This window comes from Streptomyces sp. NPDC007856 (assembly GCF_042868225.1).
Taxonomy (GTDB): Bacteria; Actinomycetota; Actinomycetes; order Streptomycetales; family Streptomycetaceae; genus Streptomyces.
Map to the genome: position 1 here is coordinate 160,663 of NZ_JBIAEC010000006.1, position 14,094 is coordinate 174,756.

Consider the following 14,094-nt stretch of genomic DNA (forward strand, 5'->3'; position numbering starts at 1 on the left):
GGGGCCGCCCCTCTCGGTCGTCCGGACCCGATGCGGCGGTCCGGCGCTGCGGTGGGGGGGGGGGGGGGGGGGGGGGGGGGGCCCCCCCCCCCCCCCCCCGCCGGGAATCCGCTGAACCCGCGGAGGGTTACGCGTCGACCTTCTCCATGATCTCGTCGCTCACGTCGAAGTTGGCGAAGACGTTCTGCACGTCGTCGCTGTCCTCGAGCGCGTCGATCAGCTTGAAGATCTTCTTGGCGCCCTCCTCGTCCAGCTCGACCTGCATGGTCGGGACGAAGTTGGCCTCGGCGGATTCGTAGTCGATGCCGGCCTCCTGGAGGGCGGTGCGGACCGCGACCAGGTCGGTGGCCTCGCTGATGACCTCGAAGTTCTCGCCGAGGTCGTTGACTTCCTCGGCACCGGCGTCCAGGACCGCGCCGAGCACGTCGTCCTCGGTCAGCTCGCCCTTGGGGACGATCACGACGCCCTTGCGGTTGAACAGGTACGACACCGAGCCCGGGTCGGCCATGGAGCCGCCGTTGCGGGTCATGGCCACGCGGACGTCGGAGGCGGCGCGGTTGCGGTTGTCGGTGAGGCACTCGATGAGCACCGCGACACCGTTGGGGCCGTAGCCCTCGTACATGATCGTCTCGTAGTCGGCACCGCCGGCCTCGAGACCACCGCCGCGCTTGATCGCGGAGTCGATGTTCTTGTTCGGCACCGACTGCTTCTTGGCCTTCTGGACGGCGTCGTAGAGCGTCGGGTTACCGTCGAGGTCGACGCCTCCCATGCGCGCCGCGACCTCGATGTTCTTGATCAGCTTCGCGAAGAGCTTGCCGCGCTTGGCATCGATCACGGCCTTCTTGTGCTTCGTCGTGGCCCATTTAGAGTGGCCGGACATCTGCCTGTCTCCTTCGCGTAACCAATCTCTGTACGAACGTCAGAGATCCTACAAGGACTCCGACGCCCGGTTGGCGCGCACCATGTCGACGAACAGGGAGTGCACGCGGTGGTCGCCGGTCAGTTCCGGGTGGAACGACGTGGCGAGCGCGTTGCCCTGGCGGACGGCGACGATGTGGCCGTCGTGCTCGGCGAGCACCTCGGCCCCGGCGGCCACGGACTCCACCCAGGGAGCGCGGATGAACACGCCCTCCACAGGATCGCCCGGGATGCCCTTCACGTCGACCGCGGCCTCGAACGACTCGTTCTGCCGGCCGAAGGCGTTGCGGCGCACGATCATGTCGATGCCGCCGATGGTCTCCTGGCCCGAGCGCGGGTCGAGGATCTTGTCGGCGAGCATGATCATGCCCGCGCAGGTGCCGTAGACGGGCATGCCGTCGGCCACGCGCGCGCGAAGGGGCTCCATCACGCCGAAGAGGACGGCCAGCTTGGAGATGGTGGTGGACTCGCCGCCGGGCAGGACGAGGCCGTCGACCTCGGCGAGTTCCTCGGGGCGCCGCACCGGCCTGGCCACGGCGTCGGCCGCGGCCAGGGCGATGAGGTGCTCCCGTACGTCGCCCTGGAGGGCCAGGACGCCTATGACGGGTGCATCAGTCATGTGTGTCGTGCAGTCCTTGGAAGAGTCCTCGGCAGGTGGTCACCAGCCGCGGTTGGCGTAGCGCTCGGTCTCGGGGAGGGTGTCGCAGTTGATGCCGACCATGGCCTCGCCGAGGTTGCGGGACGCGTCGGCGATGATCTTCGGGTCGTCGTAGAAGGTGGTGGCCTTCACGATGGCGGCGGCGCGCTTGGCCGGATCGCCGGACTTGAAGATGCCGGAGCCGACGAACACGCCCTCGGCGCCGAGCTGACGCATCAGGGCCGCGTCGGCCGGGGTGGCCACGCCACCGGCGGAGAAGAGGACCACCGGGAGCTTGCCCAGCTCGGCGACCTCCTTGACCAGCTCGTACGGGGCGCGCAGCTCCTTGGCGGCGGCGTACAGCTCGTGGTTGTCGAAGCCGCGCAGCTTGGCGATCTCGTTCTTGATCTGGCGCAGGTGGCGGACGGCCTCCACGACGTTGCCGGTGCCGGCCTCGCCCTTGGAGCGGATCATCGCGGCGCCCTCGGCGATGCGGCGCAGGGCCTCGCCCAGGTTGGTGGCGCCACACACGAACGGGGTGGTGAAGGCCCACTTGTCGGAGTGGTTGACCTCGTCGGCCGGGGTGAGGACCTCGGACTCGTCGATGTAGTCGACGCCGAGGGACTGGAGCACCTGGGCCTCGACGAAGTGGCCGATGCGGGACTTGGCCATGACCGGGATCGAGACGGCGTCGATGATGCCCTCGATCATGTCCGGATCGGACATACGGGCCACGCCGCCGTCCTTGCGGATGTCGGCCGGGACCCGCTCCAGGGCCATGACGGCGACGGCGCCCGCGTCCTCGGCGATCTTCGCCTGCTCCGGCGTGACGACGTCCATGATCACGCCGCCCTTGAGCTGCTCCGCCATGCCGCGCTTCACGCGGGCGGTGCCGGTCTCGGGAGCCTGGTTGTCGATGGTGGACACGGGTGACCTCACTGATGGTGAAGAGGATTCTCTGCACCACCGAGGAAACGCGAGTGGACCAGGCCACAGCAAGGGCCAATGGCAAGCAGGTGGATCCTTTTCGTCCAGGGAGGGTTCCCCCGGGGTTCAGGAGGCCCGCTCCACCAGGGCCGCGGGGGGCTCGTCGTCCATCTCGAAGGCCAGGGGGAACGGGGCGTGGCCGGCCAGCCGGAACCAGCGGACCTTGCGATGCTCACGGAGCCTTCTGGCGGCTCCTACGGCGTCGTTGTGGAAGCGGCGGGCCATCGGGACCCGGCGCACCGCCTCGGCCAGCTCACGCGCCGCCTCCTCCCCTCCTGGGGCCTCCCTTACGGCCTCCACCTGCGCCGGATCCCCGAAGACCGCGCGCAGGGCCTGGCTCAGCTCGCTCTCGGCGACTTCCCGCTGCTCCTCCTCGGCCTGCCGGGCGGCGTGCGCGGCCTCGTACAGCACGATCGAGGCGGCTGGGTCCAGCACGCCCGAGGTGGCCAGTTCCTGTGCCACGGAGGCCCGGCGCAGCAGCTGCGCGTCGAGCGCGGCCCGCGCGGCGTCCATCCGCACATGCAGCCGGTCCAGCCGCCCGGCCGTCCAGCTCAGGTACACGCCGATCGCGAGGAGGGCGACGAGGATCCAGATGAGGGTTGCGGTCACGGGCGAAGGCTATCGGCACGCTCGGTCCGCCCTCGAAGCCCGTTCGGCCCCGGCCAGTGGGCAGCGGGCCTCCGCGATCCCACCATTCCCACACCGGCCCGAGCGCCACCCGCGACTCCGTCAGTCCCGCCCCACCGGTCCCGGGCCAGCCGGAAACAGGCTCCCGCAATCCCACCATTCCCGCACCGGCCCGAACCCCGCCCGCGGGCCGGCCGCCCACCGCAACGGCCCGAAACGCGTCGGTCGCACCCACGGGCACCCCCCACACCGGCCCGAGCGCCACCCGCGACTCCGTCAGTCCCGAGCCCGACGGAAGCTACGGCGCCAGCCCGGTCTGTCCCGGGCGCGCCCGAATCCACTGCCCCGCCCCGTCAGTCCCCCGCCCGCCCGAAGCGAGCACGCACTCCCGTCAGCCCAGCACGCCCGAAGCCAGCACCCAGTCCCGTCAGCCCAGCCCACCCGAAGCCAGCACCCAGTCCCGTCAGCCCAGCCCACCCGAAGCCAGCACCCAGTCCCGTCAGTCCCGGGCCAGGCCGAAGCGGGCGCGGAGGCCCGACCGCTCGTCCGTGGCGACCGCCGCCGTGCCGGTGGTGACGGTTTCGTACACCGACAGGATGTCCGCGCCGACCGTGGACCAGTCGAAGCGCCGTACATGGGCGCTGCCGCGTTCGCGCAGCTCCGTGCGGCGGGCCGGGTCCGCCAGGAGGCGGACGGCGGCCCCGGCGAGCGCGTCGGCGTCCTCGTTGGCGAAGACCTCGCCGGCCTCGCCCTTGTCGAGGACCTGCACGAAGGCGTCCAGGTCGGAGGCGAGCACGGGCGCGCCCGCCGACATCGCCTCGACCAGGATGATGCCGAAGCTCTCGCCGCCGGTGTTGGGCGCGACGTACAGGTCGACGCTGCGCAGGAAGCGCGCCTTGTCCTCGTCGCTGATCATGCCGAGGAACTCCACACGCGCGCGTAGCTCCTTCGGCAGGTCCTCCACGGCCGCCTCCTCGTCGCCCCGCCCGGCGACCAGCAGGCGCGTCTGCGGGCGGGCCGCAAGGATCTTCGGCAGCGCCTTCATCAGGACCGGCAGGCCCTTGCGCGGCTCGTCGATACGGCCGACGAAGCCGATCGTGTCGCCCTGCCACTCCGGCTTCGGCTCGGCCTTGGCGAAGAAGTCCACGTCGACGCCGTTGGGGATGACCACCGCGTCCCCGCCGAGGTGCTCGACCAGCGTCCGGCGGGCGTACTCGCTGACCGCGATCCGGGCGCTGATCTTCTCCAGGGCCGCCTGGAGGATGGCGTACGCGGCGATCATCGCGCGCGAGCGGGGGTTGGAGGTGTGGAAGGTGGCCACGATCGGGCCGGAGGCCGCCCAGCAGGTCAGCAGCCCCAGCGAGGGCGAGGTCGGCTCGTGGATGTGGACCACGTCGAAGGCGCCCTCGTGCAGCCAGCGCCGCACCCGCGCGGCCGACAGGAAGCCGAAGTTCAGGCGGGCCACCGAGCCGTTGTACGGCACCGGGACCGCGCGGCCGGCCGAGACGACGTACGGCGGCAGCGGCGTGTCGTCGTCGGCCGGGGCGAGGACGGACACCTCGTGGCCGAGGCGGAGGAAGTACTCGGCGAGGTCGCGGATGTGGAACTGGACGCCACCGGGCACGTCCCAGGAGTACGGGCAGACGATCCCGATTCTCACGAGGGTCCCTTCGCGGGGTCGAGGTCGGCGAGCCACAGCCGCTGCAGCATGTGCCAGTCCTCCGGATGGTCGGCGATCCCGGTGGCGAAGGCGTCGGCCAGCGCCTGTGTCATGACAGACGTCTTCTCGGCCCGGGTACCTGACTCGGGCACCTCGACCGGGGGATGCACACGGCCCTGCATGACGGGCGAGTCGTCGTACCAGAGCGTGACCGGCAGCAGCAGCGCGCCGGTCTGCTGGGCGAGCAGCGCCGGGCCCGCGGGCATCCGGGTCTTCTCGCCGAAGAAGTCCACCTCGACGCCGGAGGCGGACAGATCGCGGTCGGCGACCAGGCAGACCAGGCCGCCGTCACGCAGCCTGCGGGCGAGGGTGCCGAAGGCGGAGCCGCCGCTGTGCGGCAGGACCTCCATGCCGAGGCCCTCGCGGTAGGCGACGAAACGGTCGTACAGCGTCTCGGGCTTGAGCCGCTCGGCGACTGTGGTGAACGGCGTCTCCAGCTTGGTGGTGACCCAGGCGCCGGCCAGGTCGTAGTTGGCCATGTGCGGCAGCGCGAGGATCACACCCCCGCCGGCGGCCAGTCCGTCGGTCAGGAAATGTATGTCCTTGGGATCGAAGCCCGACTTCACGCGCTCGCGGCTCCAGGCGGGCAGCCGGAAGGACTCCATCCAGTAGCGCAGGTACGAGCGCATGCCCGCGCGGGACAGTTCGCGCAGGCGCTCGGGGCCTGCGCCGGGCACCACGCGCGCGTAGTTGCTCTCCAGCCGCTGCACGCCCTTGCCGCGCTGCTTCCAGGCGAGATCGGCGATGCTCTGCCCGAGCCGCACCGCGACGGGTTCGGGGAGCTTCTTGACGGTGCTCCAGCCGACCCCGTACAGCCCGTCTGTGAGCCGTTCGGCGGCGCTCACTTCGCGGCCTCGCTGGGGCTCTGCCGGTCCGCGGCGGCCTCGGCCTCGGCGGACTCGCGGCGGACGGTGACGACCCGCTGGATCAGCGTGACGAGGCTGCCGACGGCGACGATCCACAGGGCGATCGGCAGCAGCCACTGGATGCCCGGCACACCGAACTTGTGCAGGCCCGCGAAACCGGCCGCGACCAGCGAGATCACCAGCCGCTCGGCGCGTTCGACCAGGCCGTTGACCGCGACCGGCAGCCCGATGGACTCGCCGCGCGCCTTGGTGTACGACACCACCTGCCCGCTGGCCAGGCAGAAGATCGAGACGGCGCACAGGACGTCGTTGTTCCCGTTGCCCGCGTACCAGAGCGCGAAGCCGCCGAAGATCGCGCCGTCGGCGACCCGGTCGAGGGTGGAGTCCAGGAAGGCGCCCCAGCGGCTGGAGCGGCCCAGCTGGCGGGCCATGTTGCCGTCGACCAGGTCGGAGAAGACGAACAGGGTGATCACGACCGTGCCCCAGAAGAACTCGCCCCGGGGGTAGAAGACCAGCGCGCCCGCGACCACACCGGCCGTGCCGATGAGCGTGACCGTGTCGGGGCTCACGCCCCGGCGGATGAGAAACGCGGCGAACGGCGTGAGGACACGCGTGAAGAATGCACGCGCGTACTTGTTCAGCATGGCCTTCCCGACGGTCGGTGTCGCCGCGGCCCTGGTGGCCTCCGGCTGGCCCATCGTAGCCACGCGCGCGTGCGCGTGACGGGCGGGCACCCGCGGCCCGTGGCGCGAACCGGTGCGGGCCGCCGTGCGCGGCGCGCGCGCGGCGCGATCGGCGTGCGCGATTGTCGTTCGTATGGACGCAGCATGACGGGAGTGGAAAGCTCGAATAACCGCGGGCGTCGCCGGAGCCGCCAGTGCACGCGGGTCCCGCGTGTCCGCGCCCACAGTGACCTCACCGTGCACGGGAGGCAGGATCATGGGCGACAAGACTCAAACGCACCACCCCGGGGCCGCCGGCAGGGCTCTGGAGGCCGACCAGCCCGCATCCGTACGGAACGTGGTGCTGGTCGGCCACTCCGGTTCGGGCAAGACGACTCTGGTGGAGGCCCTCGCGCTGGCCGCGGGGGCGGTGAACCGGGCGGGCCGCAAGGAGGACGGCGGCACCGTCTCGGACTACGACGAGATCGAGCACCGGCAGCAGCGCTCGGTACAGCTCTCCCTGGTGCCGGTCGCCTGGGACGGCATCAAGATCAACCTGCTCGACACCCCCGGATACGCCGACTTCGTCGGGGAGCTCAGGGCCGGTCTGCGCGCAGCGGACGCGGCCCTCTTCGTCGTCTCGGCCTCGGACGGCGTGGACGGCTCCACCCGGATGGTGTGGGAGGAGTGCGCGGCCGTCGGCATGCCGCGCGCGATCGTGATCACGCACCTGGAGGCGGCCCGCGCCGACTTCGAGGAGATGACCCGCGTCTGCGCGGAGGCCTTCGGCGGCGACGACCCCGATGCCGTGCTGCCGCTGTACCTCCCGCTGCGCGGCCCCGAGGGACCCGACGGGCACGCGCCCGTGACCGGGCTCGTCGGACTGCTGTCGCAGAAGCTGTTCGACTACTCGACCGGGGAGCGCAAGGAGTACGAGCCCGGCGAGGACCAGCTGCCGGACATCGAGGAGGCCCGCAACCGGCTCATCGAGGGCATCATCGCCGAGAGCGAGGACGAGACCCTCATGGACCGCTATCTCGGCGGCGAGCAGGTCGACGTCAAGACGCTGATCCAGGACCTGGAGCGGGCCGTCGCCCGCGGCTCGTTCTTCCCCGTCCTGGCGGCCGCCCCCGCCGCCGAGGGCGCCAAACAGGGGCTTGGCACGGTGGAACTGCTGGAGCTGGTCACCGGCGGGTTCCCGACCCCGTTCGAGCACCCGCTGCCCGAGGTCACCACCATCGACGGCAAGGCGCGCGCGCTGAAGCCGTGCGACACCGGCGGCCCGCTGGTCGCCGAGGTCGTCAAGACCTCCTCCGACCCCTACGTCGGCCGGGTCTCCCTGGTGCGTGTCTTCTCCGGCACCCTGCGCCCCGACCAGACGGTGCACGTCTCCGGGCACGGGCTGGCCGACCGCGGCCACGAGGACCACGACGTCGACGAGAAGGTCGGCGCCCTGTCCATGCCCTTCGGCAAGCAGCAGCGCCCGGTGACGCACGCGGTCGCCGGCGATCTGGTGTGCGTGGCCAAGCTCGGCCGGGCCGAGACAGGGGACACGCTGTCCGCGAAGGACGACCCGCTCCTGATGGAGCCCTGGCGGATGCCCGACCCGCTGCTGCCGCTCGCCATCCAGGCGCACAGCAAGGCCGACGAGGACAAGCTCTCGCAGGGCCTGTCCCGGCTGGTGGCCGAGGACCCGACCATGCGTCTGGAGCAGAACCAGGACACCCACCAGGTGGTCCTGTGGTGCCTGGGCGAGGCCCACGCGGACGTCGCCCTGGAACGGCTGCGCAGCCGCTACGGCGTCCAGGTCGACGTCGTCCCGCACCGGGTCTCCCTGCGGGAGACGTTCGCGAACAAGGCCGGCGGACGCGGGCGGCATGTGAAGCAGTCCGGCGGGCACGGGCAGTACGCCATCTGCGAGATCGAGGTGGAGCCGCTGCCGGGCGGCTCGGGCATCGAGTTCGTGGACAAGGTGGTCGGCGGCGCCGTACCGCGCCAGTTCATCCCGTCCGTGGAGAAGGGCGTACGGGCACAGGCCGCCAAGGGTGTCGCCGCGGGATATCCGCTGGTGGACGTGCGGATCACGCTGCTGGACGGCAAGGCGCACTCGGTGGACTCCTCCGACGCCGCCTTCCAGACCGCGGGCGCGCTCGCGCTGCGCGAGGCCGCGGCGGACGCGAAGATCCATCTGCTGGAACCGGTGGCCGAGGTGTCCGTGCTGGTCGGCGACGACTACGTGGGCGCCGTGATGAGCGACCTGTCCAGCAGGCGCGGCCGGCTGCTCGGCACCGAACAGGTGGGTTCCGGGCGGACGCTGATCAAGGCCGAGGTGCCCGAGTTCGAGATCGGCCGGTACGCCGTCGACCTGCGCTCGCTGTCGCACGGCACGGCACGGTTCGACCGCGCCTACGCCCGGCACGAGCCGATGCCGCCGCAGATCGCCGAACGGATCCGGGAACAGGCAGGTGAGAACGGGTAGTTCAGCACCCGCGAGCCGGGTGCGCGGGCGGGCGGCTTCGGCCGTCCGCCCGCGGGTTGTCGGTGGCGGCGGATACGCTGATCACCTGATCGGGTCGTGCCGCAGCCGTCCGGTTGTGACGGGTAATCGACGCGACGGCCCGTTCAACAGGTGTGCGGAGCAGGGAAGTCGGGAAGGCCGCAGAAGCGACACCGGCGGCGATGGGGGCGGGAATGTCGTTCGGAACGGAGTGGGACGGGCCTCAGGTGCCCGTCTCGGGCGACGCGAGTCAGGCGGCGACCGCCGCGCTGGCCTCCGCGGCGTACCGGGACAGCCCGATGGAGGAGATCAAGAAGGCCGACAACGAGTGGCACGAGTCGACCCTCAAGCCCGGCAGGATCGCCCTGCTGCGGCCGAACCTCGGTGAGGCGTTCTCGCGGGCCGTGATCGGCCGGATGCTCGCTCCCGACCGCAAGCCGCTCATCCAGTCCTTCGGCACCGAGCCCCAGTTCGTCGTCGAGCACTGCCTCGCGGCGAACAACATCCGCCGGGAGCGCGACAACCGCCTGACCGCCGTGACGGTCCTGTGCGGCGTCCTCTTCCTGCCCGGGCTGCTCGCCTGGCTGCTCGTCTTCCAGCTGCGCACGTTCGTCGCCACGCGCGAGGACAAACGGGCGGGTGCGCTCGCCACCGCCCTGCTCCTCGGGGTCGGCGTGCTCGCCGCGCTGTTCCTCATCAAGATGCCGTTCACCGGCTTCTGGGCGTGGTACGCCCGGGCGTCGGTCGTGCTCCCCGTGCTCGGCTGGTTCTGGGCCAAGCGGATCTGCGAGCGCACGGCCAAGGATCTGCGGGCCCGCTGGGACGGCCTGCTCTCGGGGACCAGCGTCGGCGCCAAGGTGCCCGAGGCCGTGCCGCGCGGCCCCAACCAGACCGCGGCCGAGGAGCTGCGCCAGTCGCTGGCCCGGCTCAGCGCCGAGCAGCAGTCCAACTCGGTCTTCTACGCCGGTCCCAAGGGCATACTCGGCATGGGCACCCGGTGGGGCGCCTGGCAGCTCGCCGAGGACCTGGTGCCGGCCGACCCGGCCCGGGAGATCCACCCCTTCCGCAGCTGGGACGTGATACGCGCGATCCACGACCAGCTCTCCCTGCTGGAGCGCGGCCCGCTGAACACCGGCGGGTTCCCCAGGCCGTCCATCAAGCACTGGATTGTCACGCCGATCGGCGAGAAGGCCACGGCGGTGTCCCGGCCCGAGGGCACCGACGTCGAGGCCTTCCAGGTCAAGACGCACGCGATACAGGAGATCTGCAACAAGCAGCAGTTCGGCAGCGGTGACCGGCACTATCTGGGCGTGCAGTGGACGCTGTGGGACGGGCAGTTGGTCCTCACCATGCTGATCACGGTGACGGTGCTGCACGAGACGCTGCGCATCGAGGTGACCGGGCATGCGCTGGGTCCGGTGAACGCGCTGTTCACCACCAAGCCGGAGCCGCCGAGCAAGGAGGTGGCCAAGTCCCTCAAGCCCTGGGAGACCAGGAAGATCATGCTGCCGCTGGTCACCACCGACGAGGTGGTACGGCTCGCCGCGCGCGCCCCGCTGACCTGGTACCCGCCGGTGCTCAACTGGCTCGGCGGCTCGCTCGTCCTGCCCGAGCCGTTCGGTCTGCGGCACGCCTGGGCCGACCAGCCCTGGCGGCACCGCTTCATGGCCGACGACGCGCTGCGCGCGGCCACCCCGGTGCTGCGGGTGGTGCACTCGGCGGCGATCCGGGTGCTGGAGGAGAACGGCGTGGACACGGAGAAGTTCGGCACCCGTTCGTCCTTCCTCAGCGGACAGGTCCAGGACCCGACGCCGAAGAAGGCCGACCTCTACGACGCGTGAGCGGTGCCCTCGGCAGAGGGCACCCCGCGACTACGCCGGCCAGGCCTCCGCCAGCATCTTCCTGGTGTCGGCCAGCAGCTGCGGCAGCACCTTCGTGTGGCCGACGACCGGCATGAAGTTCGTGTCGCCGCCCCAGCGCGGGACGATGTGCTGGTGCAGGTGGGCGGCGATGCCGGCGCCCGCGACCGTGCCCTGGTTCATGCCGATGTTGAAGCCGTGCGCGCCGGACGCGGTGCGCAGGGCCGTCATCGCCTGCTTGGTCAGCTCGGCGAGCTCCGCGGTCTCCGGACCGGTCAGGTCCGTGTAGTCGGCGACATGGCGGTAGGGCACCGTCATCAGATGGCCGCCGTTGTACGGGTAGAGGTTGAGGACGGCGTAGACATGCTCGCCGCGCCGGACGATCAGCCCGTCCTCGTCGGACTTGGCCGGGATCGTGCAGAAGGGGCAGCCGTCGTCGGCCCCCGGGCCGCTCGGCTTGTTCTCGCCCTGGATGTAGGCCATCCGGTGGGGCGTCCACAGGCGCTGGAACGCGTCCTGCGTCCCCACTCCGATCTGCTGCTCCGGCTCACTCGTCATGCTAGGCAGCATATGGCTTCGCCCGTTCGCGGCGTGTCGCCGGGGCGGCGGGAGAAAGGTCACCGGCCAAGCTTGGCCGGTGGACGACGACAGCCGCCGGGCGCTCTGGGAGCAGCGCACCGAGATCCCCCTCTTTCTGGCGTCGCTGGTCTTCCTGGCCGCGTATGCCACCCATGTCCTGGCTCCGGGCCTGCCCGCCTTCTGGCACAGCGTGTGCAAGCTGGTGATGCTCGCCCTCTGGGTGCTGTTCGCCGCGGACTACGGGGTGCGCTGGCGGCTCAGCGGGCAGGGGCTGCGCTTCGTCCCCACGCACATGCTGCACACGATGGTGGTCATTCTGCCGCTGCTGCGCCCGCTGCGGATCGTTCCGCTGTACGACGCGGTACAGCGCAAGGCCGGCCAGCCCCGGCTCTCGCTGCACGCACGCGTGATCTCCTACGCCGGCCTGTCCACCCTGCTGCTCGGCTTCTCCGGTGCTCTCGCGGTCTACCAGGCTGAGCGCGGAGCCCCCGGCACCACCATGCGCACGTTCGGGGACGCCGTGTGGTGGGCGGCGTCGACCCTCACCACGGTCGGCTACGGCGACATCACCCCGGTCACCCCGATGGGCCGGACGATCGCCATCGGGATGATGATCGGCGGCCTCGCCCTGCTCGGTGCGGTGACGGGCTCGTTCTCGTCCTGGCTGATGCAGACCTTCACCCGCGAGGGAGACGAAAGGCCCCCGGGGAAGTGAACCTCCCCGGGGGCCTTCGTACGGAGCCGGTGCCGGATCAGACCTGGGCCCGCTCCTGAACGACCTGCGCGATCTTCGCGATGGCCGCGTCGAACGGGATGCCGTTCTCCTGCGAGCCGTCGCGGTAGCGGAACGACACCGAGCCGTTCGACATGTCCTCGTCGCCCGCGATGACCATGAAGGGCACCTTCTGCTTCTGGGCGTTGCGGATCTTCTTCTGCATGCGGTCCGAGGAGGAGTCCACCTCGACGCGCAGGCCCTGCTTCCGGGCCGCCGCCGCGAACTTCTCCAGGTACTCCACGTGCGTGTCGCCGATCGGGATGCCCAGCGCCTGGACCGGGGCCAGCCACGCCGGGAAGGCACCCGCGTAGTGCTCCAGCAGGACCGCGAAGAACCGCTCGATGGAGCCGAACAGCGCGCGGTGGATCATGACCGGACGCTGCTTGGAGCCGTCGGGGCCGGTGTACTCCAGGTTGAACCGCTCGGGCAGGTTGAAGTCGAGCTGGATGGTCGACATCTGCCAGGTCCGGCCGATCGCGTCCTTGGCCTGGACGGAGATCTTCGGGCCGTAGAAGGCGGCGCCGCCCGGGTCCGGGACCAGGGGCAGGCCCTGCTTCTCGGCGACCTGGCGCAGGGTCTCGGTCGCCTCCTCCCAGACCTCGTCGGAGCCGACGAACTTCTCCGGGTCCTTGGTGGACAGCTCCAGGTAGAAGTCGGTCAGACCGTAGTCGCGCAGCAGGCCGAGGACGAAGGTGAGCGTCTTGTCCAGCTCCTCGGACATCTGCTCACGGGTGCAGTAGATGTGCGCGTCGTCCTGGGTGAAGCCGCGGGCGCGGGTCAGGCCGTGCACGACGCCCGACTTCTCGTACCGGTACACGGTCCCGAACTCGAAGAGGCGCAGCGGCAGTTCGCGGTAGGAGCGGCCGCGCGCGTCGAAGATCAGGTTGTGCATCGGGCAGTTCATGGGCTTGAGGTAGTAGTCCACGCCCTCGTCGAGCTGCATGGGCGGGTACATGCCCTCGGCGTACCAGTCCAGGTGCCCGGACGTCTCGAAGAGCTTCCCCTTCGTGGCGTGCGGGGTGTAGACGAACTCGTAGCCCTCCTCCTCGTGGCGGCGCCGCGAGTAGTCCTCCATGACCCGGCGGACGATGCCGCCCTTGGGGTGGAAGACGGCGAGGCCGGAGCCGATCTGCTCCGGGATGGAGAAGAGGTCCAGTTCGGTGCCGAGCTTGCGGTGGTCGCGCTTCTCGGCCTCGGCGAGGAAGTCCAGGTGGGCCTTCAGCTCGTCCTTGGACGGCCAGGCGGTGCCGTAGATGCGCTGGAGCATCGGGTTCTTCTCGCTGCCGCGCCAGTAGGCGGCCGCGTTGCGCATCAGCTTGAACGCCGGGATGAGGCGGGTCGAGGGCAGGTGCGGACCGCGGCAGAGGTCCTTCCAGCACAGCTCGCCGGTCTTGGCGTCCAGGTTGTCGTAGATCGTCAGCTCGCCGGCGCCGACCTCGACGTCCGCGCCGTCGTCGGAGGAGGCCGAGCCCTTGAGGCCGATCAGCTCCAGCTTGTACGGCTCGGCGGCCAGCTCCTCACGGGCGGCCTCGTCGGTGACCACACGGCGGGCGAAGCGCTGCCCCCGCTTCTGGATCTCCTGCATCTTCTTCTCGATGGCCTTGAGATCCTCGGGCGTGAACGGCTTCTCGACGTCGAAGTCGTAGTAGAAGCCGTCCTTGACCGGCGGGCCGATGCCCAGCTTGGCCTCGGGGAACAGCTCCTGCACGGCCTGCGCCATGACGTGCGCGGTGGAGTGGCGCAGGATGTTCAGGCCGTCCTCGGACGAGATCTCGACGCCCTCGACGGTCTCGCCGTCCTCGACCTCATAGGCGAGGTCCTTCAGCTCGCCCCCGACACGCGCGGCGATGATCGAGCGCTCGCCCGCGAAGAGGTCGGCGGCCGTAGTGCCCGTCGTCACCACGCGTTCTTCCCGCTCGGAATCGCGTTGGATGATCACACGGACGTCTGACACCGGTCTCTCCTGA

Annotated in this window: 12 protein-coding genes; 3 read left to right on the forward strand and 9 right to left on the reverse strand. The window is 70.7% G+C overall.

What is annotated here, in order from left to right:
- Window positions 1–127: 127 nt before the first annotated feature.
- The 7 genes from ACFYOH_RS16545 to pgsA form a co-directional block, all read right to left on the reverse strand.
- Window positions 128–880: a YebC/PmpR family DNA-binding transcriptional regulator gene (locus tag ACFYOH_RS16545; protein ID WP_228618861.1), complete on the reverse strand. Its 753-nt coding sequence runs from the start codon at window positions 878–880 to the stop codon at window positions 128–130.
- A gap of 48 nt (window positions 881–928) precedes the next feature.
- On the reverse strand, window positions 929–1,537 hold the full coding sequence (pdxT, locus tag ACFYOH_RS16550; RefSeq protein ID WP_388626195.1) for a pyridoxal 5'-phosphate synthase glutaminase subunit PdxT: 609 nt from the start codon (window positions 1,535–1,537) through the stop codon (window positions 929–931).
- A gap of 39 nt (window positions 1,538–1,576) precedes the next feature.
- Window positions 1,577–2,482 (reverse strand): pyridoxal 5'-phosphate synthase lyase subunit PdxS, encoded by a 906-nt coding sequence (pdxS, locus tag ACFYOH_RS16555; RefSeq protein ID WP_388626197.1) that lies wholly within the window; start codon window positions 2,480–2,482, stop codon window positions 1,577–1,579.
- Window positions 2,483–2,608: 126 nt separating this feature from the next.
- Window positions 2,609–3,151 (reverse strand): hypothetical protein, encoded by a 543-nt coding sequence (locus ACFYOH_RS16560; protein WP_388626199.1) that lies wholly within the window; start codon window positions 3,149–3,151, stop codon window positions 2,609–2,611.
- 517 nt (window positions 3,152–3,668) lie between these two features.
- The gene (locus ACFYOH_RS16565) at window positions 3,669–4,829 is read right to left on the reverse strand and encodes a glycosyltransferase family 4 protein (protein ID WP_388626201.1); all 1,161 of its coding nucleotides are present in this window, start codon (window positions 4,827–4,829) and stop codon (window positions 3,669–3,671) included.
- A complete protein-coding gene (locus ACFYOH_RS16570) occupies window positions 4,826–5,734 on the reverse strand; it encodes a phosphatidylinositol mannoside acyltransferase (RefSeq protein WP_388626203.1) in 909 nt (302 codons plus the stop codon). The genes ACFYOH_RS16565 and ACFYOH_RS16570 overlap by 4 nt, the downstream gene beginning before the upstream one ends.
- The gene (gene pgsA, locus ACFYOH_RS16575) at window positions 5,731–6,453 is read right to left on the reverse strand and encodes a phosphatidylinositol phosphate synthase (RefSeq protein ID WP_388626604.1); all 723 of its coding nucleotides are present in this window, start codon (window positions 6,451–6,453) and stop codon (window positions 5,731–5,733) included. The genes ACFYOH_RS16570 and pgsA overlap by 4 nt, the downstream gene beginning before the upstream one ends.
- Before the next feature lie 241 nt (window positions 6,454–6,694).
- Between pgsA and ACFYOH_RS16580 the strand changes: the two genes are divergently transcribed.
- Window positions 6,695–8,896, forward strand: a complete 2,202-nt coding sequence (locus ACFYOH_RS16580; protein ID WP_388626205.1) for an elongation factor G-like protein EF-G2 — start codon at window positions 6,695–6,697, stop codon at window positions 8,894–8,896.
- Window positions 8,897–9,108: 212 nt separating this feature from the next.
- Entirely contained in the window at window positions 9,109–10,755 is a 1,647-nt protein-coding gene (locus tag ACFYOH_RS16585) for a hypothetical protein (RefSeq protein WP_388626206.1), read from the forward strand.
- Between the two features lie 30 nt (window positions 10,756–10,785).
- On the opposite strand, the gene ACFYOH_RS16590 is transcribed toward ACFYOH_RS16585, so the two are convergent.
- Window positions 10,786–11,343, reverse strand: coding sequence for an HIT domain-containing protein (locus tag ACFYOH_RS16590; protein ID WP_228618846.1), 558 nt, complete (start codon window positions 11,341–11,343; stop codon window positions 10,786–10,788).
- Window positions 11,344–11,410: 67 nt separating this feature from the next.
- On the opposite strand from ACFYOH_RS16590, the gene ACFYOH_RS16595 reads away from it, so the two are divergent.
- Entirely contained in the window at window positions 11,411–12,067 is a 657-nt protein-coding gene (locus ACFYOH_RS16595) for a potassium channel family protein (protein WP_388626208.1), read from the forward strand.
- 37 nt (window positions 12,068–12,104) lie between these two features.
- On the opposite strand, the gene thrS is transcribed toward ACFYOH_RS16595, so the two are convergent.
- Window positions 12,105–14,081 carry a threonine--tRNA ligase gene (gene thrS, locus ACFYOH_RS16600; RefSeq protein WP_388626210.1) on the reverse strand — a complete coding sequence of 659 codons (1,977 nt, stop codon included), beginning with the start codon at window positions 14,079–14,081 and terminating at the stop codon, window positions 12,105–12,107.
- Between the last annotated feature and the right edge of the window lie 13 nt (window positions 14,082–14,094).